Source organism: Agrobacterium sp. 22-221-1 (assembly GCF_053522445.1).
Window position 1 is genome coordinate 1 of record NZ_JBNWCL010000006.1, and the last position, 24,759, is coordinate 24,759.

A 24,759-nucleotide genomic window follows, 5' to 3' on the forward strand; every position below is an offset into this window, starting at 1 on the left:
TAGCCCTCGCTGAAAACATGCGAGGGAAGGTTGGAACATGGGTCAATTCTCAATGGAAATATCACGCCACGCCGGGTCAGTTCTCAGTGGCAATCAACACCTACTCTTCCTAGTGATGAGAGAACGGACTGTTTAGCGAAACTATCTGGCAAAGTCGCGAACTTGGCGCGGCACTCAGCCACCGCCGCCTTCAGCTGCGCTTCTGCCTCGATTTTCTTTGGTGCATAGTTTTCAGGCAGAAGATCGAACATATTGGCAGCGCCGACTATCCGATTGATACCATAGCTTCCAAAAAAAGCCGTCGCGAAACGATTTCGCGGATCACCCATATTCTCTGCACTATTCATCCAGCCGGCCGCCACCTTTACGAATTCGTCCGGTCGCCAATCGGGGGCTAAGAGGATATCCATTCGCGTTGTCTTCGTATCACCCTCAACGCGCTCGTTGCAAAGGCTCCAAAACAACCTTGCGCTCTGATGGACGTCGTGATCCTTCCGTTGGTGCGTGAGCTCGAGTTCGATCCAATCGTAGCGCTGCCGGCCGCCCAAGCTGAGCTCAAAAAGGCTATGGAGGGTCGTCAACGCTCGAATTGCCATTGTGAGAGTCGTGGGCTCAGCAAACTCGATGTTGGCAGTCACTTGGTTCTGTATCCCAATCCCTTTCGCACTACCCATGGTATGTGAGCTGCGGTTAGTTAGGGAAACCCTCCCGAGTTTCGTCTCGGATGAAACAATTTCCCAAACACCACTAAAATAGAGCAGATGAGGATGATCGCCGATCTCCGGTTCGAACGGTTGGACAGGCCAACCATGTTGCTTACCGATTTCCTCTGACCGCACGAAGTCATTCTTCAGCAGCTGACCAACTTCGTCGCGATCTGGATGAAGGGAATGGAACGTCTTGTGCCCACTAACAAGGCTGGACACGTTTTCGAAATGATACCTAACTGCCCGGATTACTGGTTCGTTGGACCCAATAAATTCGTCACCGACAACAGCATAGTTTGGGAAAAACGTGCTTTCGAATTGCCGGCCATCTTCAAGATGGTGTTCGGTCCGGCCCTGCCACACGCAATCTAGAAGCGAAGCCTTTTTGCCACCCGTCAGTGTGCCGTGAATGTCGAAATATTCGTACTCGGCCGAATTTGGGAAACTCTTTCCGATCAGCTGAAGCGAGCTTTTGGCGCCAGCAATGTCTAGATGCCCGGCTAACTCACCGGTGCGCGGAAGGAAAACCCCGGCGTATCCATCGTCCAAATTCATGTTTGAAGCGTCCGTCCAGAAAGTGGCTATACTGAATTCGATCTTACCCACTGGCGATCGGAATCATGCGCCAACTTGAGTTGCAACGCGATGTCGCCAACAAAAATGAAGGCTAAACTGTTTCGATACCAAGTGCCATATCAATCGCGATCGGAGCCGCATCTGGTATCTCTTCTGGCCTTGTCCATAGCATGGCCTTCGAACTCGGGGCCGAGCTCGAAACGTCAGCTACCGCTCGTGTAAGAGCCTGAACGACAATATCATCGGCTGTTATGTATCCGATGGGCAGAAGGGCCTCGGTAATTCGCTTGAGATGCCGAGACAACGATCAAACAGCGAATTGTGTTTTTCACTTCTTCCGAACGATCGGCGCCACCAATTCGCTTCGAGGCTCACTAGTAGTTTCCAACACGCCCGAGATCTGGGGGCATGGCTGGGACTTGTGCCTCGACGGTTCACGACCGGAGGCAAGGCGCGGCTGCTTGGCATAACAAAGCGTGGCAACACATATCTGCGAATCCTGCTCGTCCACGGTGCCAGAGCAAATCCTGTTCAATCTGGGTCATATCCAGCGGCCTTGAAGTAGTTTGCGCATTCTGGGGCAGTGAAGCGAGGCATCAAGGCGCCGACTGCATCCCATAGAGCATCGATCTTGCGTTCGGCTCGGCCTCGCAGCATTGCTTTCAGCTTCGAAAACGCGTTCTCGATGGGATTGAAGTCCGGACTCTAGGGCGGAAGGAACATGAGTTTGGCGCCGGCATGCGCGATGGCATCGCGGACACCAGCTGTTTTGTGTGCAGGCAGGTTATCCATGATGACCACGTCGCCGATCTCAAGGGTCGGCACCAGCACCTGCTCGACGTAAGCAAGGAAGACGTTGCCGTTCATCGCGCCATCGTAGACGAATGGTGCGGTCATTCCGCTGAGGCGCAATGCACCAGTGAAGGTCGTTGTTTTCCAATGGCCGTGCGGCACCCCAGCGCGACAGCGCTCACCTCGCAACGCTCGCCCGCGCAGGCGTGACATCTTGGTCGAGAGGCCGGTTTCATCGATGAAGATCAGTTTCTCCGGATCGAGATCCAATTGGCCATCGAACCAGGCACGCTGGCGTTTCAACACGTCCGGCCGGTCTTGCTCCAATGCATGTGCGGTCTTTTTTTAAAGGTCCATCCACGGCCTCGCAGCCAGGCGCCAAGTGCGCTGCGGCTGATCTTCACCCGCCGCTCGGCGGACAAACGCTCAACCATCTCATCAAGCGTCACGTCTTTACGATCGTCGATCAATGCGACAACGAATTCCTCGTGTGCATCCACTGCCGATGGTCGTCTCCAGCCTTGTGGTCGTGGAGTTAACTCACCCTCTTTCGCTCTCGCGATCCACCGGATCGCCGTCGAAATTCCAACGCCGAAACGAGCCGCGGCCTGTCGAGCCGACAGGCCCGACGCAGACGCTTTCAAAACCCGTATTCGCAGATCATCGCTCAGGGCCTGTCCCATCATCCACCTCATAGCTGGGGATGTTGAATCAGCTTCGAGCGGCGAAGTCATCTCGCAATCGATTCATCAATCGCAGGACATGCTCTAGAACGGCGATGCACACACTCGGTCAAAGCGATATGCCGATCGGCGAATGGCTCAGGACCATGTTGTCCCAAGGCGTGCAACGCAATGTCGTCATCGTGGCTCTGGCAAACAAGCTGGCGCATATAAACCTGGGCGGCGCTACGGAAAAGGCAACCCTACGAGTGGTCCTATGGCTTTGCGGCAAACTGAGTGATTGGCTGCCAGGTGCGCAGCCTGCGATGTTTGCGAGCGGAATGGAGATGGCCTGACAGTTGATCGGCGTTGAGATAGCCCAGCAGTGGAAATGGTTCTTGGAAACCGAGTCGATTATTGTGGCTCTGAACGTGCGGATATCCATCTTGGCCGCAGCATGACCATGAGACCGAATACGTTGAAGCAGACTGTTCAGGGATCAAAAAACACTTGCAAGCAGGGCGGGGCCATACGTTCCACTTATAGCGCCTTGGCGAAGCGTTCCAGTTTGCCCAGCGTTTGCTGCCCCAGCTCCACGGCGCCGAAACCCTTCGCTTGCTGGAACTCGGCTTCCGTGCTGAACACCATACCCAGCACAACTTTCGTCGCGCCATCCTGATCTTCGAAGGAGGCCCAGGCGTCTGCATGTTTCGGCCCGTTTTCGCCCCACAGCAGCGTATAGGCGAGCCTCTCTTCGGGGCGGACCTCGACATAACGATGATGGTTCGGGAAGACTGTGCCGTCAGGGCCGATCATGTCAAAGACCCATTCACCGCCGGTCCGCAGATCAATCCTCTTCGTGCGGCAGGAAAACCCTTCCGGGCCCCACCATTGCGGCAGCGTCTTTTCGTTCATCCAGGCTTTCCAGACGATGTTTCGCGGCACCTTTATCGTTCGCTCCAGCACCATGGTTCGCCCGGCCACGCTGGCCAGATTGTTGAGACCGGCGCTGAAACCTTGTTGATAGCCATCGCGCATATCCTCGGCCAGCGAGGAAAGCTGCACCGTTACGATCAAACGGCTACGCTCTTCCGCGGCCTGAAAATCGGCAGTTACCAGCGCTGCCGACTGGGTTACGCCGCCGGATGAGACCACCTCGTAATTCACACTGCGGCGGGTTGGCTGCAGCTCCAGCCAGCCGCATTCACAGCGAATATCCGGCTGGCCGGCGACCTTGCAGAGCGACACTTCGCGACCGCCCAGCCTGCTGTCCGCCTCCAGGAACTCCACGGTGACCGAGGGCGAGGGAGAGGCCCACACCGCCCGGGCGGCGGGTGACAGCCAGACCTGCCAGAGAGCCGATAGCGGAACGGCAATTTCCCGTTCGAAGCTGAGCGTTGCAAAACGGTCTTGCGGCTGATGCGGTTCAGCGTGCGCGCTTTCCTGATCCGGTTTCGTTGTCATTCGGATTCCTCCTTCATGGCCTGCATTGCAAATGCCTCCAGCCGGTCAAGCCGGCTTTCCCATACGGCTCGCTGCTCATCGAGCCATGTGCTTACCGGCTCCAGCGCTTCCGGCACGATTGCGCAGGTGCGCACCCGCCCATCCTTGGACGTGACGATCAGCCCTGCCTCCTCCAGCACGGAAAGATGCCGCATGACCGTGGGCAGACGCAGCCCCGTGGGAGCGGACAGTTCCATGACCGGCGCCGGACCGCCGCCGAGGCGCGCCAGAATTGCCCGCCGCGTCGGATCGGCCAGAGCCTGGAAGATCAGTGAAAGGTCCTGATGATGCTTAGTCATATTGCTAACTATCATGTTTCATCGCGATGGGGCAAGCAGAAACTTAGCATGTCGACTAAGTTTTATCAGACGAAGGATACAGGGGAAACAATCCATCAAAAGTTGCAGAAAATGATTGACTCTCGCATCCATGTGAGTGAGCTTCGCCAGGAAAATGACGGGGAACATAACAAATCATCATGTCGCCAGACCGCTTCAATGAATGCCTGCGGGTTATCCGCTGGACGCCAATCAATATTGCCTCTGCCCTGCAATGCGAGCTCTCATGGATAGAAGCGCTGGAAGCCGGCAATGAAGCCGTTCCCGATGGCCTCGCAACATGGCTGGAAACGCTGGCACAAGCCCATGAAGCGCTGCCGCCACCTTCGACCTACCGGGGAAAACGGTCGTCGTTCTGACATGGGCAACAGTTGAAAACCTTCACCAACGATCGGATCATACCAATGAAATCCCTCATCGCAGCCCTTGGCCTCATCGCCGTCTCAAGCCCTGCCTTCGCAGCTTCCTGCGAGAAGAACTTCACCGTTTCGGGCGTTCCGATGGTGACCGCCGTTTCTTACAAATCATGGCAGGAACTGCCGAAGGCCAAGGCGCCCGCGGTGCTTCAAAAGCTTGCACAGGCCGTCGCTGCTGAAGGTTTTTCAGGTATCCAGATCAACAAGGCGCTCTCGTCCATCGATGCCCATCAGGAAACCAGCGGCAGCGGCAGAATTCAGACGCTGCGGGTGGTCGCGCGGCAGAAAGGCAATGCTGTCCGGATCGATGCCGTTTTCAATATTCAGGCAGGACAGATCGCTGACAAGAACGTCATTCGCGAGGGCATCTGCAATATCATAAAGGGCGTGTAAGTCGAACGCGTCTGGGGTATCGGTCTGCGTTACGATCTCGGTGCGCATCATGCTCTTGTGGGGCGCAGCGCGCCGGACTTTGCGATTTTCGTGCGGCCGGATGGGATCGTCGCCTAGGTTGGCGAAGGTGTTTTCGGTGAGGCTGAACTCATCGGCGCAGCCTCATGTTGGCTCGAAGAGCCGTGATGCGGCGGCGACGCCTCCCAGACGGGGTCGCGACGCCATACATCCTTACCCGATCAGCAGCAGGTGAAACCGCCATCGATGGGCAGCGAAACGCCGGTAATCATCGAGGCTGCATCACTGAGCAGGAAGACGATGGGGGCGGCGATTTCCGCTTCGCTGGCCCACCGGCCGAGCGGCATCTGCTTCAGGAATGGCTCGGCCACATGCGGCTGGCTCCAGTGGCCGGACGAGATCGGTGTCATGACGACGGTTGGATTGACGCTGTTGACGCGGATATTGTAGCGGCCGAGCTCCAGCGCCGAGCAGCGCGTGATATTGTCGAGAGCGGCCTTGGAAGAGCCGTAGGAGATATGGCCCGGCAGCGCCACAAGGGCGGCCTGGCTGGACACGTTGACGATGGCGCCGCCCTTGCCGAGCCTCACCATGGACTGGCTGGCATATTTCGTCACCAGTAGCGCCCCGCGCGCATTGATGGTGATGACCTTGTCGAAAATGGCGATATCCGTATCCATCGGCGTGGCGATTTCGCCGCCGAAACCGCCGCAATTGACGACGCCCCACAGATCCAGTCCCTCCAGCGCGGCGCGGATTTCCTCGTCGCGGGCGAGATCGAACGTCAATGTGCGGCAACCGGTTTCCTTCGCGATGGCATTGAGCGCCTCCTGCGAACGCCCTGCCGCGATGACATCGGCATTGGCGCGCACGAGATGGCGAACTGTTTCCCCGCCGATACCGCCGCTGCCGCCCGTCACAAGGATCGTTCTGCCCTGAAAATCCGTCATTTTCCGTCTTCCTCCCTCATGGCGCCGAAGATTCCGCACCCTTCACAACGTTTCAATTGATCCGCCCCGGTTCAGTCTCTCGCGGGGTCTTCATATCCCGCGACACTCTCTGCCCCTTCGCATCGAACAGATGGCAGGCGGCGGCCGGGAACGACACGGCAATCCGGTCGCCCGCCCGCGCCATACGGCCAAGACTGTCTCTTATGGTGATGGTTTCCTCGCCCTCGCGGACATGGATGAAAGTATCGCTGCCGAGCAGTTCGACCATCGTCGCTTTCATCGGATAGGACTGTCCGCCCTGCCCGTCGCCGATTGCAATATGTTCGGGGCGGATGCCGAGGGTCACGGTGTCACCGGGCTCAAGCGGCCTTGAAACCGCAATATCGAGGGAGGGACCGGCGGCGAGAGACACGGTGGCGATGCCTTCTGCGACGGCGACGACGCGCGCTTTCAGAAGGTTCATGGCGGGCGAGCCGATGAAACCCGCGACGAAAAGGTTGGCGGGGCGCTGGTAAAGCGCAAGCGGCGAGCCGATCTGCTCGATGCGGCCGCCATTCATGACGACGATCTTGTCGGCAAGCGTCATCGCTTCCACCTGGTCGTGTGTGACATAGATCATCGTGCAGCCGAGTTCCGCCTTCAGCCGTGCGATTTCCACCCGCATGCCGACGCGCAGGGCCGCATCGAGGTTGGAAAGCGGTTCATCGAGCAGGAAAAGCTTCGGCTTGCGCGTCATCGCCCGACCGATGGCGACACGCTGGCGCTGACCGCCGGACAATTCGCGTGGCTTGCGTTTCAGATAGTTCGAAAGCTTGAGTTTGCCGGCCGCGCGACCCACCCGCTCGCCGATTTCGGTCGTAGGCGTCCGGGCGATTTCCAGCCCGAAGCCGATATTGCGGGCAACATTCATATGCGGATAAAGCGCATAGGACTGGAAGACCATGGCCACGCCGCGTTCGGGCGGCTCGGCATCGCTCATATCCGCGCCATCCACCAGCACGCGGCCCGAGCTGATCGGCTCCAGCCCGGCAATGATGCGCAGCAGCGTGGATTTTCCGCAACCGGAGGGGCCGACCAGCACGCAGAATTCGCCATCCTCTATGGTCAGCGACAATTCGGGAATGACCGTCAGACTGCCGAAGGCTTTTGTGATTTTGTCGATCGAAAGCGTTGCCATGGGTCTAGCCTTTCACCGCACCGGCAGTCAGGCCACGCACGAAGGCGCGCTGCACCAGCACATAAAGAAGAATGAGGGGAAGCGCGATCAGCGTCAGCACCGCAAACAGCGCACCGGGGTTGGCCATATAGAGGCCGGAATATTGCATGGGCACGATGGTGAGCGTCTTCATCTCGCTTTTCGTCAGCACGATCAGCGCCAGGAAAAATTCGTTCCAGGTGACGATGAACTGCCAGATGGTGACGAAAACCAGCGCCGAGCGCACCAGCGGCAGCGCCACATGCCAGTAGGTCTGCCAGGCGTTGCAGCCATCCACCTTGGCCGCCTCAAACAGTTCACGCGGCGCGTCTTCCATGAAGGATTTCAGAATGACCATGGCGAAGGGCACGCCGAGTGCGGCATAGGGCAATATCAGCCCGATATAGGTGTTCACCCAGCCGAAATTCTTCAGGAGAATGGCAAGCGGCAACACCATCGAGGCGAGCGGCACCATCAGCGTGGTCAGAAGCGTGGTGTAGAGAAACAGTGTGCCCTTCAGCCGAAGGATGGCGATGGAGAAGGCAAAAAGCGAGGATACGGCAACCACGATCGCCACCGTCGCGACAGTGACGATCAGGCTATTCAGGAAGATGCCGCCGAGCGGATTGTCGCGGATGACGGTGATGAAATTGTCAAAAGTCACCGGCCATGTGAAGAGCGCCGCGTCGAATGCCTGCGCCGGCGTTCTCAGACCAACGGACAACATGTAGACCTGCGGGACCATCCAGATGCCGAGCACGATGAACAGCACCGCATGAATGAGAAGGCCGCGTGCGCGGTTGCGGGCAAAAGCCGTCATGACCGATCCTTTCCGGCAGGCGTCAGCCGTGCGCCGAGTGCTGCGATCTGCAGCAGCGAGAGGCCAAGCGCCACGACAAGAACGATCACGGAAAGCGCCGCACCGCTGCCGGTATCGCCCAGCACAAAGCTCTGCTTGAAGATGAAGGTGCCGAAAACCTCGCTTGCCCGGTTTGGGCCGCCGCCGGTCATCAGATGCACGATGGGAAAGGTCTGAAGCGTGCCGATGACGCCGAGAAGCAGCAATGATTTCGTGGCGGGCGCCAGCATGGGAACCACGACATGGGCGGCGAGTTTCAAACCCTTCGCGCCATCGATGCGCGCCGCATCCAGCACTTCAGACGGCATGTTGGCGATGCCGGCGATATACATCAGCATGGAAAACCCGGTCCATTGCCAGATGTTGACGACAATGAGGGCATAGATCGCCGTTTTGGGATCGCCGATCGGCGAGGTCGACATGACGATGCCGGCATATTTCAGATATTCCTGCGCGATGCCGTAATAGGGCGCGTAAATCTGCACCCAGACAAGGCTGACCACCGAAACGGAGGTGACGACGGGCAGGAAGAACATGGTGCGGAAGAAACCGCGCAGCCGGTCCGTGTGCCGTTCGATGAACCAGGCAAGCACCCCGCCCACCAGCATCTGGACCGGAATGGTGATGACACCCCAGAGCACCATGTTGCGCACGACGATCCAGAAGGTGGGGTCACCAAGAACCGTGGCGTAGTTCGAAAACCCCGCAAAGCTGCGTGCCTCGCCGGAAGCCGCATAGAAGCTCTGTCCCGTCACCCAGAGGATTGGATAGGCAATGAAAACGACAAACAGCAGAACGGCAGGAAGCGCGAAGACATAGAGCATGGACGTCCTCGAAACTCTGCTGCGTTCAATGATGACAGGCGTAGCGCCGGCCCTTAAAACTTCTGCACGCATGGTTTCTCACCGATTGATAATCACGCCGCCATCAAACGAAACGGCATCGGAAGGTGTTGAAGCGCACCAGGGAGGTCTTGTCGTGGTCGATGCGCTTCAACCCGCCGGGCGCATTTGGCAGCGACCGGCATCTTGAGGCCGCCTGTCACTTTGACGCGAGCGCTTTTTTGGTCGCCTCGTCCACCTTGGCCAGCGCGGCCTCGGCTTCGATGCTGCCGGCGGCTACGCCCGCCAGAGCGTTGTCCAGCGCCTCGGCTACGGCTGGCGAAGAAAAGCGCTGGTTTTCAGCCTTGGGCAGATCTGCCATGAACCGCGCCGACAATTGCTTGACGTGGTCGGTAATATCGCCCTTCGGCGTATGGCCTTCGAAGGCCGGCAGATCGTTCAGGTCGTTCAGCGCCTCCTGCAGACCGACACCGTTGGTCAGCTCGGCAAGAAAGGTCCATGCGGCGTCATTCTTGCCGCCATTCTTCGTCAGGCCATAACCGATGTCGATGCCGCCGACCGGCGGGCTTGCCTTGTTGCCCTCCTTGACGGGCGGCATGTAGAAAAAGTCGAACCCGTCCATGTTCTGCACATATTCGGAGAGCGGCGGTGGGAACTTGCTTTCCTGCATCCACCAGGAGCCAAGCGCCATCATGCCCACCTTGCCCTGTGCGAAGAGCTGCGCGCCGGTCGGATAGGCATGCGCGCCAAGCGCACCCTGCTGGAAGATGCCGTCGTCGAACAGACCCTTCCACGCCTTCATGGCGGCCACCAGCTCGGGCGCGGTCCACGGCGTTTCACCCGCCTGCGCCTTGTCGACGATGCCGGGGGAAAACTGGTTGGCGAGCATCAGGAAGACGTTTTCGTTCTGCCAGCCGTCCGCAGCCCCCTGAAACATCGGGATGAGGCCGTTATCGCTCAGCGTCTTGGCAGCAGCCTTCAGTTCCGCATAGGTCTTCGGCACAGCGATATTGTGTTTTTCGAAGAGCTTGCGGTTATACCAGATGCAGAGAACCTGCGATTCCTGGGGAATGATGTAGAAATTCTTGTCGCCAGCGGGGTTGCCCATCAACATCTGTTTGCGGTTGACGAGGAAAATCTTCTCCTCCCACGTTGCACCCCATTGTTTGGCGGCACGGTCGTTTACGGGCTCCAGATTATCGCGATATTGCTGTGTGAGGGACCCCGGCTGCAGGCCGATGATGTCAGGCAAACTCCCGGATGCCGCCGCCGCCTTCAGCGCCGTGATATATTCCGGCGAATAATTGTAATAGGTGTAGTTCACCTTCACGTCTGGATGGGCCTTCTCGAAGGCCGCAATCGACTTCTTCATGGTGCTTTGCACGAACCATGACCATACGGTCACTTCTTTCTGCGCCGCACTCGCGACAGCAGCGGACAGAACGGCAGTCAGAACTGTCGTTGCAAGAAACAACGTCTTCCTCATCATATTCCTCCCTTTATTGTTTAAAGACGCATTGTTTAAAGATGCCGGCGGACCTGCCGCCCGATTTTATCGCGGCCCTCCCCAGAGCCGCGTTCACTCGAAACCCGGCAGCTATCAGGCCGCCTTGGCCGCCGCCGCTTTCAGCACGTCCTCGGTAATGACGCGGTCGTCCGCGAGCGGGCGTACCGGGGAAAGCCCCAGTGTCTGCAACTCGCCGTGATAGGCGCGAACCGCCTCTTCCGGCTTCAGGGCGCCGTCGGCAACCGCGCGCATCAGCACGATCAGATTGAGCGGAGCTTCAGCCAGATTGATCTTGCGCCCGAACAGCGCGAGCCGCGCGCCGTAACGCTCCGACTGCGCCACCAGCTCGAACGTATCGCGGGTGGTGCCCGCTCCGCCGCCAAGCACGCCGACGATCAGCTCGGAATCGAACGAGGCGAGTTCCTCCAGCGCCTTCGGCCCGTTATAGGGCATCTTGAGAAACAGCGGCCGTTCGGCACGCGGCACGCTCGCCAGTGACTTGATGATGTGGTCGTTGACAAACTCGCCGGTCTGCTCGCGCGTCAGGCCGATATCGACATTCGGATTGAAGACCTCGTAGAAATATTTGAAATTGTGCCTCGACGCTTCGGCGCGGAACTCGGCGAAAGCTTTCAGCGTACATATGTCACGGTCGAGATCGTTGGTGAAACACACCGAATAAAGGCAGAGATCGGTGCCCGAGGTCGGGTAGTTGGCGATGGCGCGGGCAAGACCCGTATCGCGGAACGGCACGGATGGGGACTGTGTATAGGTGCCATGTCGCACGCCACCCCAGCACATGCTTTCGAGATTGCCGCGAATGGCCGGTTTCACCTCGCTGCCGGAAAACGCGCCGCGCTCGTCCAGCAGATCGAGATTGGACTGTGACACCAGCATGATGTCGACCACGTCCTGGTCGATGATCTCCTCGATCTGGGTGATGAATTCCTGCCGGGTGCGACGGCGGGGCGGCTTGACGGAATAGTCGAAACCGGTGGCGGAGACACCCGCGCCGACATCGCTGTCCTTCGCATCGGCAATGATAAAATCAGACGGTTTGTAACGCCCTGCGCGAATATTCGCCAGTTTTCTGTCGAGTCTCGTGACCATCGTAGCCCTCAATGAATGTTGGAGTTCGGCTGCCAGCGCTTCGATTGCGACCGCAGACTTGCATTCATAAACGGCCACTTCTCATAATCTGTCAATAGCTATCTTTTTCTATCTAAAAGAAGACGGCTCACTCCATATTCTTGACCGAAGGATGGGACGAAAAATTCCAAAAGTTCGAGCTTTATAAAAAGAAATCAATATTTTAAATTGCTCATCCAAACGTCTTCCAGCGTCTTTTCATGCCGCATCAACAAAACATCAGCGCTATAATGGGCGTCAGCCCATACGCTTGAAATATCTTTATTTTTGGCAAACCAACGGTCAATACGCCACCAAAGACCTTCGCATGCGCAAAACATGTGCTGCGTCGCTTTAAAAATGCGCTGCATTGCGCAAATTCTGGCAAAATAGCATTTTCAGCGCAAAATCTCGTTGACGATTTGAGAGATAATGGTAGCAATTGACATCATTGCCGCGTGAGGAGGAGATACTCGGCTATGGGTGACGTTTTTACAGGCGACTGGGGGGAGCGTTATGCTGCGCTCGCCGATCCGCGCTCCGGCCCGATTGGAACATCGGCGCTTTCGCGGGCGGGGCTGTTCTTGTGCGGCATGTCCACCTGTGTCGATGCACGGGTCGACATGCACAATATGCAGCCGCTTCTTAATGCTCCAGCCGAAACGCCGGCGGGTCAATTCGCCGCCATGTTGCTGGCACGCGCCGCAAAGGGTATCGGCGGTGAAGTACGCGCCGACTGGGTGGACGGTCCGCAATGGCTGCGCGACCATCTGGATGTTCGCTACGCGCTGGGCGGCACCGGTCCGCAGGCCGCCTGGGTGCTTTCGCGGCTCGGCGTCGCCTCTCTGGTGGCGCTGGAGGATCGCCACGAGCAGCAGCTTCGCCAGATCCCGCCGGGCGTTTTATTGGCCGAGGGCAATGCGCTCAAAACGGCAGCGGAAGTGACGCCGACAGAACGGCATATTCCCGAAATATTCATCTTCGAATTCACCGCGGGCAAACCTATCGGTGCGCTCATACCCAATCGTTCGACACGCATCATCGTGCGTTTTTGCGATCGCGGTATCCAGCATGATGCGGCATTCGAGGCGGTATCACGAAAGCGCGCCTCCACCGCCGCTGCCGGCCTTCTGTCCGGCCTCAACGACGAGGCCGCGGAAAATGTCGCCGCCGCCGCCCGCCATGTCTTTGCGCTTAGCCGCGACTGGATGGATGCGGGCTTGAAGACGGTGCATTTCGAGCTTGCCGGTTATGCTTCGCAGGACGCCGTAAGAGAGTTGCTCGATCAGGCCAGGGGTGCAATCAGTTCACTCGGCATGAGTCATTCGGAACTGCTGGCGATGGATAGCGCCGCCCAGCATCCGATGGAGGCGCTGATCGCTCTCGGAGACCGGCTGGATATAGACCGCGTCTGCGTGCATGCCGACACCTGGGCGGCCGCTGTGACACGCAACGACCCCGATGAGGAGGAACTGGCGCTGATGGCCGGATGCGCCATTGCCAGCGCCCGGGCCGCTAATGGGGAGCCGGCAAACGCGATCCGTACCGATGCGCTGGCGCAGTTTCACGCGTTGCCGTTCTATAATCGCGTGCGGAAAGGCCGCTGGACCTTTGTTGCCTGCGCTTCGCCCTATGTTGAAAAGCCCGCCACCACGCTTGGCCTCGGCGACAGTTTCACGGCCGGGTGCCTTCTCGTTCTCGGCAATCCCGGCGTCGCAACCGTCCCCGCCGCCCTCAAACATGCCTGAAGGAAAACACGATGTTTCTCGAACGATTTCGTCTGGATGGAAAAACCGCCTTCATCACCGGCGGCGGGCGCGGCATCGGCCTTGCGACGGCGCAAGCGCTGGCGGAAGCGGGGGCGCATGTCATCATTTCCGACATGAATGCCGAAGTGCTGGAGGCGGGTCTCTCGGAACTGAAGGCAAAAGGTCATGCGGCGGATGCCGTGCAGCTGGATGTAACGGATGCGAAGGCCGTCGCCGAGGCTGCGCGGGCCGCCAACGACCGCTTCGGCGCCGTCGACATCCTGATCGCCAATGCCGGCATCGCCTGGCCGGACACGCCGGGCGAAGAGATGAGCGACGAGGTTTGGCTGAAGGTGGTGGATGTCGATCTCAACGGCGCTTACTGGTCATGCCGTGAATTTGCCCGGCCGATGCTGGCGCGCGGACGCGGTTCCATCGTTACCCTCGGTTCGATGTCCGGACTGATCTCCAACAAGCCGCAGCGGCAGGTACATTACAACACCGCCAAGGCCGCCGTTCACCACATGACGCGGTGCCTCGCGGGCGAATGGGCTGAGCGCGGCGTTCGGGTCAATTGCGTTGCGCCCACCTATGTCGATACCGTCATGTCGCGCGGCGGCTTTTCAGATGAAACCCTGATGCCGGTCTGGATGGAGATGACGCCGATGAAGCGCGTCGCAAGGCCCGATGAGATCGCCGCGCCCATCCTGTTTCTGGCTTCGGACGCCGCCAGCGCCATGACGGGCACAATCGTTGCGGTGGATTGCGGATACACGATTTGGTAGAGCTTGACGGACATTGGAGAGAATCGGTGCGCTTTTGCGGGCCGAAAACCGGGTGATTGCATGGAGTCTTCGAGCAAGCGTGTTGATATGGTTCCCGCCAAAAGACGGGCGCTCATTCTGGAGCACCTGCGCATCAATGGCGCGGCGGGCATTCAGGAACTCGCGGATACGATAGGCGGATCGCAATCGACCGTGCGGCGCGATCTCGAGCATCTGGTGGAAAAAGGCTATCTCGAGCGCACCCACGGCGGTGCGCATCTGCTGCAGCCGATGCGTGCGACCTTCGAACGGGAGATGACGGTGAATGCCGCGCTTCAGCACGCGGAAAAGGTTGCTATCGGCCGCGAGGCGGCGGAGCGGCTGAGTGCCGGCGACAGCGTCATCTTCGACAGTTCCTCGACGGTGATGGAGGCGGTGCGTGCCGCCGCCGAACGCGACCTTCCCTTGACGGTGGTGACCAACAGCCTACAGATCGCCGATTTCGCCGCCGACATCAAATCCTGGCGCACCATCCTGCCGGGCGGCACCGTGCGGCCGGGGCACCGCCACCTGGCGGGCGAGCCGGGGGAAAGCTTCATCAAAACGCTGCATGCCGATATCTGCATGACGGGGGCTTCAGCCGTTACCGGCACGCTGCTGACGGAAACTTCGCTGGAAGTGGCTTCGCTCAAGCGCGCCATGATCGCCGCGGCCCGCAGGACCGTGCTTCTGGTCGACAGCTCGAAATTCGCAGCGCCCGGTTTCTGCACGCTGTCGGATATTTCAGAGATAGACGAGGTCATCACCGACAACGGCATTTCGCAGGATGCGATGACCTCGCTCAAAGCTACGGAGTGCAAGGTGACGCTGGTTTCGCCTGCGGCCCCTGCGCCGCTTGCCTGAAGAACCGCCGCTTCCATCGCCAAATTCACTGTGCCGCCTCGGCGTTAGGCGACTGCGGTTGCGAATGTGCATTTTGCCGTGCGGCAAACAGATGCAGCGAGCGCATGGCCCGCCGGAGTTCCTCGTCCGCCGCAAGCCGGCGATATTCGGCATAAAGCGTCTCGTATTTTTCGAAATGGTGCAGGTTCGGCACAAATTCGCGAAGGCTGCGCGCACCGAGCCTTTCTGCGCCCTCGGCAAAAGAGCCGACAATTCCGGCCGCCACCGCCGCATGGATTGCCGCGCCGAGCGCCGTCGGGTTCTCCACGTCCGGAACCTCGATCGTCCGTCCGAACACATCCGCCATCGTCTGCACCAGAAACGGGTTGCTGCGGGCCAAACCGCTCGTCATCACGATACGGCTGATCGGCACGCCGCCCGCTATCGCCATGTCCAGAATGGATCGCGTGCCGAAACACAGCGCCTCGATCAGCGCCCGGTAGATTCCGGCCGAGGTCGATTTCAGGCTGAGGCCCACCAGCAATCCCGACAGCATGGAGTCGGCCAGCGGAATGCGGTTTCCCGCAAACCAGTCTAGCGCGAGAACACCGCCCTCGCCCGGACTGACCGCCTGCGCCGCCTCATTATGCAGGGCGAAGTTGCGGGAAAGGTCTTCATCGCGCGGGAAAGTTTTCACATACCAGGCCAGCATATCGCCGAACGCCGCCTGCCCCGCCTCGTAACACCACAAATCCGGCAGGGCAGCACCAAAGGCCGCCCCTTCGAGCCCGGGCGGCAAGCCGCGTCCCTCACCATCTAGAATGAGAAAACCGGCAGAGGTTCCGAGCGCGCCGACAAAAACACCGGGACCAACCGCGCCGACCGCAGGCAGCACGACATGGCTGTCGATAACCGAAACCGCAACGACAGCGTCGCCTGTAATCCTGGTGCGGTGACGCCATTCCGGCGTCAGGGAACCGGCCGGACTACCGACCTGAAGCGGTTTTGAAAGACGGTCCGCAAGCCCCGGCACCACTTCTTCCGGATAGCCAGTTTCCCGTGAGAATTGCGCCTTGTAGGAGGCGAAGTCGAGGCTTCGCGCCTCCTTGCCGGTCAACTGCCAGACCAGCCAGTCTCCCGCCTCGATGAAGCGCCCGGTTTCGGCCCACAAAGCGGGTGCTTCAGCGCGCATTTGCGCCGCCTTGGCAAGCATCCATTCACCAGAGAGCTTTCCGCCGAAATTTCCAAGATAATCACCGCCCAAGACATTGATCGCATCTGCATGAGCCTGCGCCGAATGTTTCCAGAGCTTCACATAGGCATGCGGCTCATCCGGATAAAGCACCGAAAGCGCCGTGCCGTCGGCGCGTGCGGGCATGGGGGAGGACGCGGTGAAATCGATACCTATCCCCGCAACATTGCGACCCTTGCCGAGCGCCGACAGAATGATCTCGGCGGCTTCCGTGTAGTCGTCTGCGACCTGGAGCACGACATTGGCGGGCAGGCTTCGACCGCGCAGCGAATGCGTCAGAATGCCGTTGCGATACGGATGGACATGGTGGCCTTCCTGCGCACCGGTGCGGGCATTGACGAGAATGCCGCGCGCCGATTCCGAGCCGAAATCCATGCCGATCATATAGGTATCGGTCATGCTCTCACGCCCCCTCGCGACTGCTGGCAAATATGGTGTGGGCATCATTAAGGGGCATGGGATCTCGCAATTGGGAGGAAGTGGAACACTGCCATTCTTCACATTGTCGGACTGGCAGCGGCTTGGGCGCGCCGGCCCGGCGGATCGAGATCAGCAGCAGCCATGGCGCCGGTCATGATCGCCACGGCATCCGACATGGTGACGTCTCCCGGACTGACGACAGCCGCCCGCCTGCCGAGCCTGTGGATGTGGATACGGTCGGCGATTTCAAACACATGCGGCATGTTGTGGCTGATAAGCACGATCGACAGGCCCTTGTCGCGAATGCCGAGGATCATGTCGAGAACCTTGCGGGATTCCTTGACCCCGAGAGCTGCGGTCGGCTCGTCGAGAATGACGACGCGCCCACCGAACGCGCAGGCACGCGCGACGGCAATACCCTGCCGCTGCCCGCCGGACAGCGTTTCGACGCTTTGGTGAATGTCCTGCACCGTCATCAGACCGAGGCTCGACAGGTGCCGCCGCGCTTCGGTCGCCATGCGGGGGCGGTCCAGCAGGCGAAAGACCGAACCGCCGATGCCGGACACACGCATTTCACGCCCGAGGAAAAGATTGTCGGCGATGGACAGCGCCGGCGAAAGGGCAAGGTTCTGAAACACCGTTTCGATACCGGCGGAGCGCGCATCCATCGGCGTCCTGAAATTGACGCGCTCGCCTTCCAGCCGGATTTCGCCACTGTCGAGGATCACCGCACCGGCAAGCGCCTTGATGAGCGTGGATTTTCCAGCGCCATTGTCACCGATCACGGCGAGAATTTCGCCGCGGCGCAATTCGAAGTCCGCACCGTTGAGGGCAACGACATTGCCGTATCGTTTGGTCAGGCCGCGACCTTCGAGCGCAAGTTCGCCTGTCATGCCGAAACCCTCCGAAGCCACTGGTCGACGCCGACGGCCGCCACGATCAGAATGCCGACTGCGAATTCCTGCCACAGCGCATCGAGGCCCGCGAGCGCGAGACCGTTTCTAAAGACCCCCACGATCAGCGCGCCGATCAGGGTGCCAATGATGGTGCCGCGCCCGCCGAACAGCGATGTTCCGCCGATCACGGTCGCGGTGATCGAATCCAGATTGGCAGTCGATCCGGAGGTCGGGCTGATTGCGCCGACCCGGCCGATCAACGCCCAGGCGCCGATGGCGGAGATGAGACCCGCACAGGCATAGACCGCCAGCAGCACGCGACGCGTATCGATGCCCGCAAGCGTCGCCGCATCCGGGTCGTCACCTGTCGCATAGACATGGCGGCCGAAGGCGGTGCGGTTGAGCACATACCAGGCAAGAGCTGCGAGAGCGAGCATCAGCACGGTTCCGAGCGTAATGCGCGCGCCACCGAACTGGATTGCAGCCCCCATCCATTGCAGGATCGGTGCGACCTCCGCGACTTCCTGGCTACGGATGGTCTGGCTGCCGGAATACCAGAGGTTCAGCGCCCCGAAGACGCTCCAGCTCCCGAGGGTGACGATGAAAGGCGGAAGACGCATATAGGTTATGAGAAACCCGTTGATGAGGCCGCAACCCAGCCCGCCGCCGAGCCCGATAAGGAAGGCGAGTTCCGGTGGCAACCCGGCTGTAATGGCAAGGCGGCCCATGAGCGTCGAGGTCAATACCATGATGGCGCCGACGGACAGATCGATGCCCGCCGTCAGGATCACCAGCGTCTGGGCGATGCCGATAATGCCGATGATGGTGACCTGCTGAAGGATGAGCGAAAGATTGAAAGGCTGCAAGAACCGTGAGCCGACGATGATGGAAAACACCCCGACGCTGGCTGCAAGAACAATGAACGGCACCACGGTTGGATTGCCGTGCAGGAAACGTTGCAGCCTGCGAAGCGGGCTCGTGTCCTGATCCTCGAACACGGCATGAGATGTTTCTTTTGCTATCGAACCGGCCTCAAAACCTGCCGGACCAGTCGAAGCATGTTTGCTGGGTTCAGTCATCGAGATATACCCTTCGCAGGTCTGCGGCTTCAACCCGGATACAGGATCGGCTGCCGGAAAATGCGATGCACGGATTAAACACGTTTGAGCGCCTTTTCACATCAGCAGGGAAGTGCGGCGTTCTGTTACGGCAGATTTTCAAAAGCGTGGCCAGACGTTTAATCGGAAAAACGAACCTGGCCAGAGTGACACCCGGCACTTAGAGAGGACGGGGCGTCAAAGGCTGCTCAGCCCCAGCAGGCCTTCAGCGCTTCATCGGAAGTGATGGAGTCAACGCCGGCAACCGGCTTGTCGGTGACGAGCGTGACGCCGGTGTTGAAGAACGGCAGGCCGGGGCTGGCCTCGGGCTTCTTGCCGGACTTCACATATTCGACGATTGCCTCGACCCCAAGCGACGCCATCTTGAGCGGATATTGCATCGACGTTGCGCCGATGACGCCCGCTTTCACGTTTTTAACGCCGGGGCAACCGCCATCCACCGAGGTGATTATGACGGATTCCTGCTTGCCGGTCGCCTTCAGCGCTTCATAAGCGCCGGCCGCGGTCGGCTCGTTGATGGTGTAGACCACATTCAGATCGCTGTCTTTCTGGAGAAGCGTTTCCATGCCGGTGCGGCCGCCCTCTTCCGATCCCTGCCCCCACTGGTGGCCCACGATGCGCTTGTCGTCTTCATCCAGATAACGCGTCACGTCCTTGGGATCGATGCCGAACCCTTTCATGAAGCCCTGATCGCGGGCGACATCCACCGTCGGCTGGTTTTCAAGCGCATCGATAAAGGCGACCTTGGCCTTGGAAGCATCGCCGACCGTTTTGGCGGCCCAGGAGCCGATCAGTTCACCCGCCTTGAAATTGTCGGTCGCAAAGGTCGCATCGGCGGCATCGGCAGGTTCCAGCGGCGTATCGAGCGCGATGACGAGGATACCCGCCTTACGGGCCTGCTCCACCACAGGCACCACCGCCTTGGTGTCGCTCGCCACCATCAGAATACCCTTTGCACCGGCGGAGATCAGGTTTTCGACAGCAGCCACCTGGCTTTCATTGTCACCGTCGAACTTGCCGGCAAAACTCTGGATCTTCACGCCACCCAGTTCCTTGGCCTTCAAGGTCGCGCCTTCGCGGATCTTGGCAAAGAACGGATTGGCTTCGGTTTTGGTGATGACGCCGATAAGGATGTCTTCAGCCTGCGCGTTCAAGGGAATGAAGGCAAGGCTTACCCCCAGAGCGAGTGCTGCGGCGCCGAGCCGTCCGGACATGGCAAAACTGCCCGCAGAAGCGGGTTTTTCAAAAAACTTCATTTGAAATCCTCCCAGATTACCAAGCGCTCCCTCCCATCCGGAGGACGTAATCCGTCTTGGCGCGATTATTACTGACCTCAATTATGCATACTGTCAACATTATCTAATTACCATTTTGTATTTTTTTATACATATATCAGGAGCAATATCGGAAATTTCGGATTATAAGGGGATTTTCTACCAAATGTTGGTAAGCAGTCTCGTCAGGCACGCGGCCGCATGCCAGACACTAAAAGACGCTGTGAGGAACGGAAACCGGCAATGGCAAGCACAACCTCCGGACAAGGATCTACCCCTCGCGAGTGGCAGGGCGATCTCAACGCGATCAAGGCAAGCGCCGCGCTCTTGTCGCTCGTCGGATCGGGTCGCGCCCGTTCGCGCAGCGCCCTGACCGAACTTTCCGGTCTCTCGCGGGCGACTGTACACCAGAAACTCGCAGGCCTGATCGATGCGGGGTTGATCCGCGAGACAGAGGAAACGCTTCCGAGCGGCGGACGTCCCACGCGCGCCCTTGATCTCAACCGCGACTTCGCCGTCGTCCTCTCCGCCGATATCGGTGAGCAGCATATCCGCGTCGCCGTCACCGACCTGCAGCCGCGTATCCTGACGGAAATCTCGGAAACATTCGATATTCTGCGCGGCCCCGCTGTGGTTCTCAACTGGATCGAAGAGCAGTTCGAGGCGCTTTTATCGAAGATTGGCAAAACAACAGCCGACGTGCTGGGCATCGGCATTGGCCTGCCTGCCCCTGTCGATTACGCCAACGGCCGGGTCGTCGGTCCTTCCGTGATGGTCGGGTGGGACAATTTCGAAATCAGGCAACACCTTGAAGAAAGATTCGGTGTTCCCGTCTACGCCGAAAACGACGTGAACCTTCTGGCCTTGAGCGACCATCGGCAGCGACGGACGAATGTGAGCGAAATGGTGTTCGTCAAGGTCGGGACGGGCATCGGCAGCGGCATCATTACGGAAGGCCGCCTTTATCGCGGTGCGCAAGGTGCGGCGGGCGATATCGGCCATATCCAGTTCGCGCGTGAACCCGCACCGCTCTGCCGCTGCGGCAAGATCGGCTGCGTCGAAGCGCGCGCCGCCGGCTGGGCAATCGCACGCGAGTTGCGCAAAGAGGGCATCGAGGCGCACACCGCCCGCGACGTGACCCGACTGGTCGAACTTGGCCAGCCGCTTGCCATTCACCTCGTCAGGGAATCCGGCCGCATTCTCGGCGAGGTCATGACAAGCCTCGTCAGCATCCTGAACCCGCAGATGATCGTGATCGGCGGGACACTGGCAATCGCCAACGATCACCTTCTGGCCGGCATACGCGAGCTGGTCTACAAGCGCTCGCTTCCCCTGGCGACGAGGGAGCTGGAACTGGTGATCTCGCCCCCGGACCCGGACGCAGGCATCATGGGCGCCGCCATTCTTGTGGTTGAGGAACAGATGAAGGCACAGAATGTCGAAATGGTGATGTTGCGCCATAGTGCGCAGCCCAGATAGAGGCCAGCCAGCACTTAGGATTACCTGACACCTCCTCTCCGTCAAGATTTCCCACGCGAAGAACCGCCTGGCAATGACCACTTGCTAAGCAACTTTTGCGTGCTTAAAAGGCGGCCAATATCAGTTCGTTAGAGAGGACTCACTTCGTGGAACAGGAAAACATCCAGACCGGCAAGGGTCGGCGCAGGGCGCTTTGGGCGGCAGTTGCGATTATTGCCGTTGCTGCCGCAGGCGTCATCGGCGGCAAGACCTTCTACGAAGCAAAGGTGAAGGAGCTGGTTGCCCGCAGCGGTGCGACGGCCACTTCCATCGAGGTTGATTTTCTCGGTAAAATTCATGTTCGCGATCTGACGCTGCCGCTTGAAGAGGGCAGGAACATCAAGATCGCGGCTATCGACGGACGTCCGAAACTTCCGTTTCTGGACGGCGCGTTGGACATGAATACCATCGACATCGATGTGCCGACTGGAAAGATTTCGATGGCGCAGGCCCGCGTCGAGAATGCCGCATTCCAAAAGCCGGCACAGGCGGAAGGAAACGGCGGCTCCCTGTCCCGGCGCATCGAGCGCTTCGCGGCGACAAGCATCTCCACGCCGGAGGTGACGTTTACCCAGTCCGTCGCGACCACCGAGCAGAAGACCGTTTACAGGAACTTGGCTCTCTCTGAGATCGCCGGCGGCCGCATTGCCCGATACTCTATCGACAATGGCAGCTACGACATCAAGATGCAGCTTCCCGACAGCGAAGGCGCGATGAAAGACAAGCATATGGTCGTGTCGACCGGCGCGATCGCCGGTCAGGACATCGACGTCGCTTATCTCGCCCGGCTCTATACGGAAAAGGCCGGCCCGGACGACAAGGAAGCGAAGCCGCTCTACGGGCCGGTCTCCATCAAGGCAGTTTCCTTCTCTGAAGGAGACGGTCATTTCAGCTACGATGAAATCCGCAGCGATGGCTTTACCGCCCGCATGCCGTCCGAGCCGCTGCTGGAGACCCTGAAAGCGCTGACGGTGACCAAAGATCCCGACCAGCTTCCACCGGAGGAACGCCAGGCGCTTTTCGCAAAGGTCGTGTCCATTCTCGACATGTTCGGCAAGAGCAACATGCAGCTCATCGGCTTCAAGGTCGATGCGCCGGATGAAAAGGAAGGGGCGGCCGGCAAAAGGGTCAAGGCCACCATCGACCGCATCGACATGCAGATGGACAGCCGCAAGCTCGACTTCGGCTTGAATGGCATGTCTATCGGAGACGGCGACGGCAGGATCGAAGTCGCGGAAGCGAGCCTCAAGGGCTTCGACTGGAGTTCGACGATCAAGGGAATCTCCGAGATCATCGCGCTCGACGAGACGCAGATGGAGACCTTCCAGTTCAATCGCCTGATACCGGAACTTGGCCGGGTGCGCCTCGGCGGCATCAACGTCGATATCGCCGCGCCGGAAAAGACGGAGGAGGAGACGGAGGAAGAAACGGCCGGAACGCCGGAACGTATCAAATTCTCGCTCAAGAATTTCGAGATGGGGCTGACCAAGCCCTTCAACGGCATTCCGACCGATATCGAGATCAGGCAGGACGAGCTCACGCTTCCGATCCCGGCGGACTCGACGGAGGAAGTTTTCGTCGAAGCCCGCAAACTGGGTCTCGAAACGCTGGCCTTCTCTTATGGCCTCGCCGCCGGCTGGGACGAACCGAACAGCAATCTGGTGATCCGTGATATTTCGCTTAGCAGCAAGGATTTCGGCAGCGTCAATTTTGCCGGTCTGGTAAGCGGCTTTACGGAAGAGTTCTTCTCTTTTGATGTCAATCGCGCGCAGGCGGCGCTCTTCGGGCTTGCCGGCCGCGAAGTGAAGCTCACGATCAAGGATGAAGGTTTGATGGCCAAGGCGATCAAGCTTTATGCCCTGCAGAACGACATGACGGAAGATCAGGTACGCGCCACTCTGACTCTGGTGGCGAGCATGATGCTGCCGCAGGTGGCGGCTGAACAGCCCAAGCTCCAGAACGCCGTGCAAGCGCTCGTCCAGTTCATCAGCAAACCCGGGACCCTGACGGTAACGGTCAAATCCACCGGCGCAAACGGCCTCGGCATTTTCGATCTGGTTGCCGCCTCCGACAATCCGATGGGGCTTCTGGACAAGGTCGACATTCAGGCGACGGCCGAATAAATCGGGCGATTTCCGCCCCTTCGGTGGCTGCACAAGCCGTAGCTAGTGCAGCCACTCGCAACTATAGGCCAGCACCGGCTCGGCAAAGCCCTTCAGCCTGTAACGATCGCCATGCACGAGGACATCGGCGCCGCCATATTCCTGAAAAGTCTTGTCCGATATCAGGATCTGGTCGCTCTCGGCGGCGGCGCAAAGCCTTGCCGCCAATTGCACGGTCGTGCCGAAGAAATCATTGCTGTCCTCGATAGGCTCCCCGCAATCCAGACCGATACGGATGTGAATGGGCTCGCCCCTGTCGCTGTTGTAACGATGGAACTCGCGCTGGATATCGATGGCGCAATCCACCGCAAATGGCGTGGAGGAGAACACGGCCATTATGCCATCCCCGGTGTGCTTGACCTCCCGCCCCGAGCGCCGCCCCAGACAACCGCGCACGAGGGCATCATGCGCCCGGATGAGTTCCGCCGCCATCCGATCGCCGAGGCGGGCCGTCATTTCGGTTGAACCGACGATGTCCGTGAAAAGGATCGCGCGGTGGCCGGGGTCCATATTTTTCGAGACGGCCCCAGGCGCCACCGGATCCTGTATTCGCCCGAGAAACGCTTCCACCGCCGACAGCGCGACTTCCACCACCTCGCTGGCGACGAACCCGTGCGCTTCGCGATGCACGCACTGCGCGGTTTCTGCGTCCGGAGCGTCCATAAGGCAAAAGGCCGTACCGCGCCTTTCATCGAACCAGTAGGTCAAAAACCTGACACCGTACCGATCCTGGATGTTGAGATCTTTAAGATGTGCCGCGGCGATATCCGCAGCGGAAACGCCGGCAAGCTCGTGCCGGTCCATGAAGATAGGCATTGGTTTCCTCCCAAGAGTATATC

23 protein-coding genes and 2 pseudogenes are annotated in these 24,759 nt (G+C 59.4%); 9 read left to right on the plus strand and 16 right to left on the minus strand.

The features are described 5' to 3' along the window. Window positions 1-83 precede the first annotated feature (83 nt). Window positions 84-1,262, minus strand: a complete 1,179-nt coding sequence (locus tag ACQZ5N_RS10835; RefSeq protein WP_448732874.1) for an ApeA N-terminal domain 1-containing protein — start codon at window positions 1,260-1,262, stop codon at window positions 84-86. Between the two features lie 403 nt (window positions 1,263-1,665). Between ACQZ5N_RS10835 and ACQZ5N_RS10840 the strand changes: the two are divergent. Beyond that, a pseudogene (locus ACQZ5N_RS10840) lies at window positions 1,666-1,806 on the plus strand (transposase); the annotation flags it as partial. A gap of 8 nt (window positions 1,807-1,814) precedes the next feature. Here the strand turns inward: ACQZ5N_RS10840 and ACQZ5N_RS10845 are convergent. Beyond that, window positions 1,815-2,758 (minus strand): annotated as a pseudogene (locus ACQZ5N_RS10845) (IS630 family transposase). A 95-nt stretch (window positions 2,759-2,853) separates the two neighbouring features. On the opposite strand from ACQZ5N_RS10845, the gene ACQZ5N_RS10850 reads away from it, so the two are divergent. Next, entirely contained in the window at window positions 2,854-3,093 is a 240-nt protein-coding gene (locus tag ACQZ5N_RS10850; RefSeq protein ID WP_448732875.1) for a hypothetical protein, read from the plus strand. A gap of 184 nt (window positions 3,094-3,277) precedes the next feature. On the opposite strand, the gene ACQZ5N_RS10855 is transcribed toward ACQZ5N_RS10850, so the two are convergent. Beyond that, window positions 3,278-4,201 carry an SRPBCC family protein gene (locus ACQZ5N_RS10855; RefSeq protein WP_448732876.1) on the minus strand — a complete coding sequence of 308 codons (924 nt, stop codon included), beginning with the start codon at window positions 4,199-4,201 and terminating at the stop codon, window positions 3,278-3,280. Further along, complete coding sequence (locus ACQZ5N_RS10860) at window positions 4,198-4,539, minus strand: ArsR/SmtB family transcription factor (RefSeq protein ID WP_035261430.1); 342 nt, start codon at window positions 4,537-4,539, stop codon at window positions 4,198-4,200. Before ACQZ5N_RS10860 ends, ACQZ5N_RS10855 begins: the two co-directional genes overlap by 4 nt. A 179-nt stretch (window positions 4,540-4,718) precedes the next feature. On the opposite strand from ACQZ5N_RS10860, the gene ACQZ5N_RS10865 reads away from it, so the two are divergent. Beyond that, window positions 4,719-4,937, plus strand: a complete 219-nt coding sequence (locus tag ACQZ5N_RS10865; protein WP_003521599.1) for a hypothetical protein — start codon at window positions 4,719-4,721, stop codon at window positions 4,935-4,937. Between the two features lie 45 nt (window positions 4,938-4,982). Next, the gene (locus ACQZ5N_RS10870) at window positions 4,983-5,387 is read left to right on the plus strand and encodes a hypothetical protein (protein ID WP_174013269.1); all 405 of its coding nucleotides are present in this window, start codon (window positions 4,983-4,985) and stop codon (window positions 5,385-5,387) included. Window positions 5,388-5,626: 239 nt separating this feature from the next. Here the strand turns inward: ACQZ5N_RS10870 and ACQZ5N_RS10875 are convergent, their stop codons facing one another. The 7 genes from ACQZ5N_RS10875 to ACQZ5N_RS10905 all read right to left on the minus strand — a co-directional run bounded on the left by ACQZ5N_RS10875 (window position 5,627) and on the right by ACQZ5N_RS10905 (window position 12,257). Then, window positions 5,627-6,355, minus strand: a complete 729-nt coding sequence (locus tag ACQZ5N_RS10875) for an SDR family oxidoreductase (protein WP_448732877.1) — start codon at window positions 6,353-6,355, stop codon at window positions 5,627-5,629. 52 nt (window positions 6,356-6,407) lie between these two features. Continuing rightward, window positions 6,408-7,532 carry an ABC transporter ATP-binding protein gene (locus ACQZ5N_RS10880; RefSeq protein ID WP_425644571.1) on the minus strand — a complete coding sequence of 375 codons (1,125 nt, stop codon included), beginning with the start codon at window positions 7,530-7,532 and terminating at the stop codon, window positions 6,408-6,410. 4 nt (window positions 7,533-7,536) lie between these two features. After that, a complete protein-coding gene (locus ACQZ5N_RS10885) occupies window positions 7,537-8,370 on the minus strand; it encodes a carbohydrate ABC transporter permease (protein ID WP_425644570.1) in 834 nt (277 codons plus the stop codon). Beyond that, window positions 8,367-9,233, minus strand: coding sequence for a carbohydrate ABC transporter permease (locus ACQZ5N_RS10890; protein ID WP_080839283.1), 867 nt, complete (start codon window positions 9,231-9,233; stop codon window positions 8,367-8,369). The genes ACQZ5N_RS10885 and ACQZ5N_RS10890 overlap by 4 nt, the downstream gene beginning before the upstream one ends. Window positions 9,234-9,450: 217 nt before the next feature. Continuing rightward, on the minus strand, window positions 9,451-10,737 hold the full coding sequence (locus ACQZ5N_RS10895) for an ABC transporter substrate-binding protein (RefSeq protein ID WP_448732878.1): 1,287 nt from the start codon (window positions 10,735-10,737) through the stop codon (window positions 9,451-9,453). Window positions 10,738-10,851: 114 nt separating this feature from the next. After that, the gene (locus tag ACQZ5N_RS10900) at window positions 10,852-11,868 is read right to left on the minus strand and encodes a hypothetical protein (protein WP_080854777.1); all 1,017 of its coding nucleotides are present in this window, start codon (window positions 11,866-11,868) and stop codon (window positions 10,852-10,854) included. Between the two features lie 194 nt (window positions 11,869-12,062). Next, window positions 12,063-12,257 (minus strand): hypothetical protein, encoded by a 195-nt coding sequence (locus ACQZ5N_RS10905; RefSeq protein ID WP_080853359.1) that lies wholly within the window; start codon window positions 12,255-12,257, stop codon window positions 12,063-12,065. A gap of 108 nt (window positions 12,258-12,365) precedes the next feature. On the opposite strand from ACQZ5N_RS10905, the gene ACQZ5N_RS10910 reads away from it, so the two are divergent. The 3 genes from ACQZ5N_RS10910 to ACQZ5N_RS10920 are packed head-to-tail and all read left to right on the plus strand — an operon-like array spanning window position 12,366 to window position 15,301. Then, window positions 12,366-13,634, plus strand: a complete 1,269-nt coding sequence (locus ACQZ5N_RS10910) for an ADP-dependent glucokinase/phosphofructokinase (protein ID WP_425644567.1) — start codon at window positions 12,366-12,368, stop codon at window positions 13,632-13,634. Window positions 13,635-13,645: 11 nt separating this feature from the next. Continuing rightward, window positions 13,646-14,419: an SDR family NAD(P)-dependent oxidoreductase gene (locus tag ACQZ5N_RS10915; protein WP_448732879.1), complete on the plus strand. Its 774-nt coding sequence runs from the start codon at window positions 13,646-13,648 to the stop codon at window positions 14,417-14,419. Between the two features lie 60 nt (window positions 14,420-14,479). Then, complete coding sequence (locus tag ACQZ5N_RS10920; RefSeq protein WP_080853362.1) at window positions 14,480-15,301, plus strand: DeoR/GlpR family DNA-binding transcription regulator; 822 nt, start codon at window positions 14,480-14,482, stop codon at window positions 15,299-15,301. Window positions 15,302-15,326: 25 nt separating this feature from the next. Here the strand turns inward: ACQZ5N_RS10920 and ACQZ5N_RS10925 are convergent, their stop codons facing one another. The 4 genes from ACQZ5N_RS10925 to ACQZ5N_RS10940 all read right to left on the minus strand — a co-directional run bounded on the left by ACQZ5N_RS10925 (window position 15,327) and on the right by ACQZ5N_RS10940 (window position 20,180). Continuing rightward, the gene (locus tag ACQZ5N_RS10925; protein WP_448732880.1) at window positions 15,327-16,931 is read right to left on the minus strand and encodes an FGGY-family carbohydrate kinase; all 1,605 of its coding nucleotides are present in this window, start codon (window positions 16,929-16,931) and stop codon (window positions 15,327-15,329) included. Window positions 16,932-17,029: 98 nt separating this feature from the next. Next, window positions 17,030-17,845, minus strand: a complete 816-nt coding sequence (locus ACQZ5N_RS10930; RefSeq protein ID WP_448732881.1) for an ATP-binding cassette domain-containing protein — start codon at window positions 17,843-17,845, stop codon at window positions 17,030-17,032. Continuing rightward, entirely contained in the window at window positions 17,842-18,927 is a 1,086-nt protein-coding gene (locus ACQZ5N_RS10935; RefSeq protein WP_448732882.1) for an ABC transporter permease, read from the minus strand. The genes ACQZ5N_RS10930 and ACQZ5N_RS10935 overlap by 4 nt, the downstream gene beginning before the upstream one ends. Window positions 18,928-19,154: 227 nt before the next feature. Continuing rightward, complete coding sequence (locus ACQZ5N_RS10940; RefSeq protein WP_448733035.1) at window positions 19,155-20,180, minus strand: substrate-binding domain-containing protein; 1,026 nt, start codon at window positions 20,178-20,180, stop codon at window positions 19,155-19,157. Between the two features lie 303 nt (window positions 20,181-20,483). On the opposite strand from ACQZ5N_RS10940, the gene ACQZ5N_RS10945 reads away from it, so the two are divergent. Together ACQZ5N_RS10945 and ACQZ5N_RS10950 are read left to right on the plus strand one after the other, a co-directional pair. Beyond that, entirely contained in the window at window positions 20,484-21,719 is a 1,236-nt protein-coding gene (locus ACQZ5N_RS10945; RefSeq protein WP_059756472.1) for an ROK family transcriptional regulator, read from the plus strand. Between the two features lie 146 nt (window positions 21,720-21,865). After that, window positions 21,866-23,881 (plus strand): hypothetical protein, encoded by a 2,016-nt coding sequence (locus tag ACQZ5N_RS10950; protein WP_448732883.1) that lies wholly within the window; start codon window positions 21,866-21,868, stop codon window positions 23,879-23,881. Between the two features lie 42 nt (window positions 23,882-23,923). On the opposite strand, the gene ACQZ5N_RS10955 is transcribed toward ACQZ5N_RS10950, so the two are convergent. Next, the gene (locus tag ACQZ5N_RS10955) at window positions 23,924-24,736 is read right to left on the minus strand and encodes a nickel-binding protein (protein ID WP_448732884.1); all 813 of its coding nucleotides are present in this window, start codon (window positions 24,734-24,736) and stop codon (window positions 23,924-23,926) included. Window positions 24,737-24,759: the final 23 nt, after the last annotated feature.

Coding starts and splice junctions, on each gene's coding strand:
- ACQZ5N_RS10930 (WP_448732881.1), bottom strand. CDS start 17,845: ATGACAGGCGAACTTGCGCTCGAAGGTCGCGGCCTGACCAAACGATAC.
- ACQZ5N_RS10940 (WP_448733035.1), bottom strand. CDS start 20,180: ATGTCCGGACGGCTCGGCGCCGCAGCACTCGCTCTGGGGGTAAGCCTT.
- ACQZ5N_RS10875 (WP_448732877.1), bottom strand. CDS start 6,355: ATGACGGATTTTCAGGGCAGAACGATCCTTGTGACGGGCGGCAGCGGC.
- ACQZ5N_RS10880 (WP_425644571.1), bottom strand. CDS start 7,532: ATGGCAACGCTTTCGATCGACAAAATCACAAAAGCCTTCGGCAGTCTG.
- ACQZ5N_RS10865 (WP_003521599.1), top strand. CDS start 4,719: ATGTCGCCAGACCGCTTCAATGAATGCCTGCGGGTTATCCGCTGGACG.
- ACQZ5N_RS10945 (WP_059756472.1), top strand. CDS start 20,484: ATGGCAAGCACAACCTCCGGACAAGGATCTACCCCTCGCGAGTGGCAG.
- ACQZ5N_RS10855 (WP_448732876.1), bottom strand. CDS start 4,201: ATGACAACGAAACCGGATCAGGAAAGCGCGCACGCTGAACCGCATCAG.
- ACQZ5N_RS10890 (WP_080839283.1), bottom strand. CDS start 9,233: ATGCTCTATGTCTTCGCGCTTCCTGCCGTTCTGCTGTTTGTCGTTTTC.
- ACQZ5N_RS10860 (WP_035261430.1), bottom strand. CDS start 4,539: ATGACTAAGCATCATCAGGACCTTTCACTGATCTTCCAGGCTCTGGCC.
- ACQZ5N_RS10905 (WP_080853359.1), bottom strand. CDS start 12,257: ATGCAGCGCATTTTTAAAGCGACGCAGCACATGTTTTGCGCATGCGAA.
- ACQZ5N_RS10850 (WP_448732875.1), top strand. CDS start 2,854: ATGCACACACTCGGTCAAAGCGATATGCCGATCGGCGAATGGCTCAGG.
- ACQZ5N_RS10835 (WP_448732874.1), bottom strand. CDS start 1,262: ATGAATTTGGACGATGGATACGCCGGGGTTTTCCTTCCGCGCACCGGT.
- ACQZ5N_RS10900 (WP_080854777.1), bottom strand. CDS start 11,868: ATGGTCACGAGACTCGACAGAAAACTGGCGAATATTCGCGCAGGGCGT.
- ACQZ5N_RS10915 (WP_448732879.1), top strand. CDS start 13,646: ATGTTTCTCGAACGATTTCGTCTGGATGGAAAAACCGCCTTCATCACC.
- ACQZ5N_RS10925 (WP_448732880.1), bottom strand. CDS start 16,931: ATGACCGATACCTATATGATCGGCATGGATTTCGGCTCGGAATCGGCG.
- ACQZ5N_RS10870 (WP_174013269.1), top strand. CDS start 4,983: ATGAAATCCCTCATCGCAGCCCTTGGCCTCATCGCCGTCTCAAGCCCT.
- ACQZ5N_RS10920 (WP_080853362.1), top strand. CDS start 14,480: ATGGAGTCTTCGAGCAAGCGTGTTGATATGGTTCCCGCCAAAAGACGG.
- ACQZ5N_RS10885 (WP_425644570.1), bottom strand. CDS start 8,370: ATGACGGCTTTTGCCCGCAACCGCGCACGCGGCCTTCTCATTCATGCG.
- ACQZ5N_RS10935 (WP_448732882.1), bottom strand. CDS start 18,927: ATGACTGAACCCAGCAAACATGCTTCGACTGGTCCGGCAGGTTTTGAG.
- ACQZ5N_RS10895 (WP_448732878.1), bottom strand. CDS start 10,737: ATGAGGAAGACGTTGTTTCTTGCAACGACAGTTCTGACTGCCGTTCTG.
- ACQZ5N_RS10955 (WP_448732884.1), bottom strand. CDS start 24,736: ATGCCTATCTTCATGGACCGGCACGAGCTTGCCGGCGTTTCCGCTGCG.
- ACQZ5N_RS10910 (WP_425644567.1), top strand. CDS start 12,366: ATGGGTGACGTTTTTACAGGCGACTGGGGGGAGCGTTATGCTGCGCTC.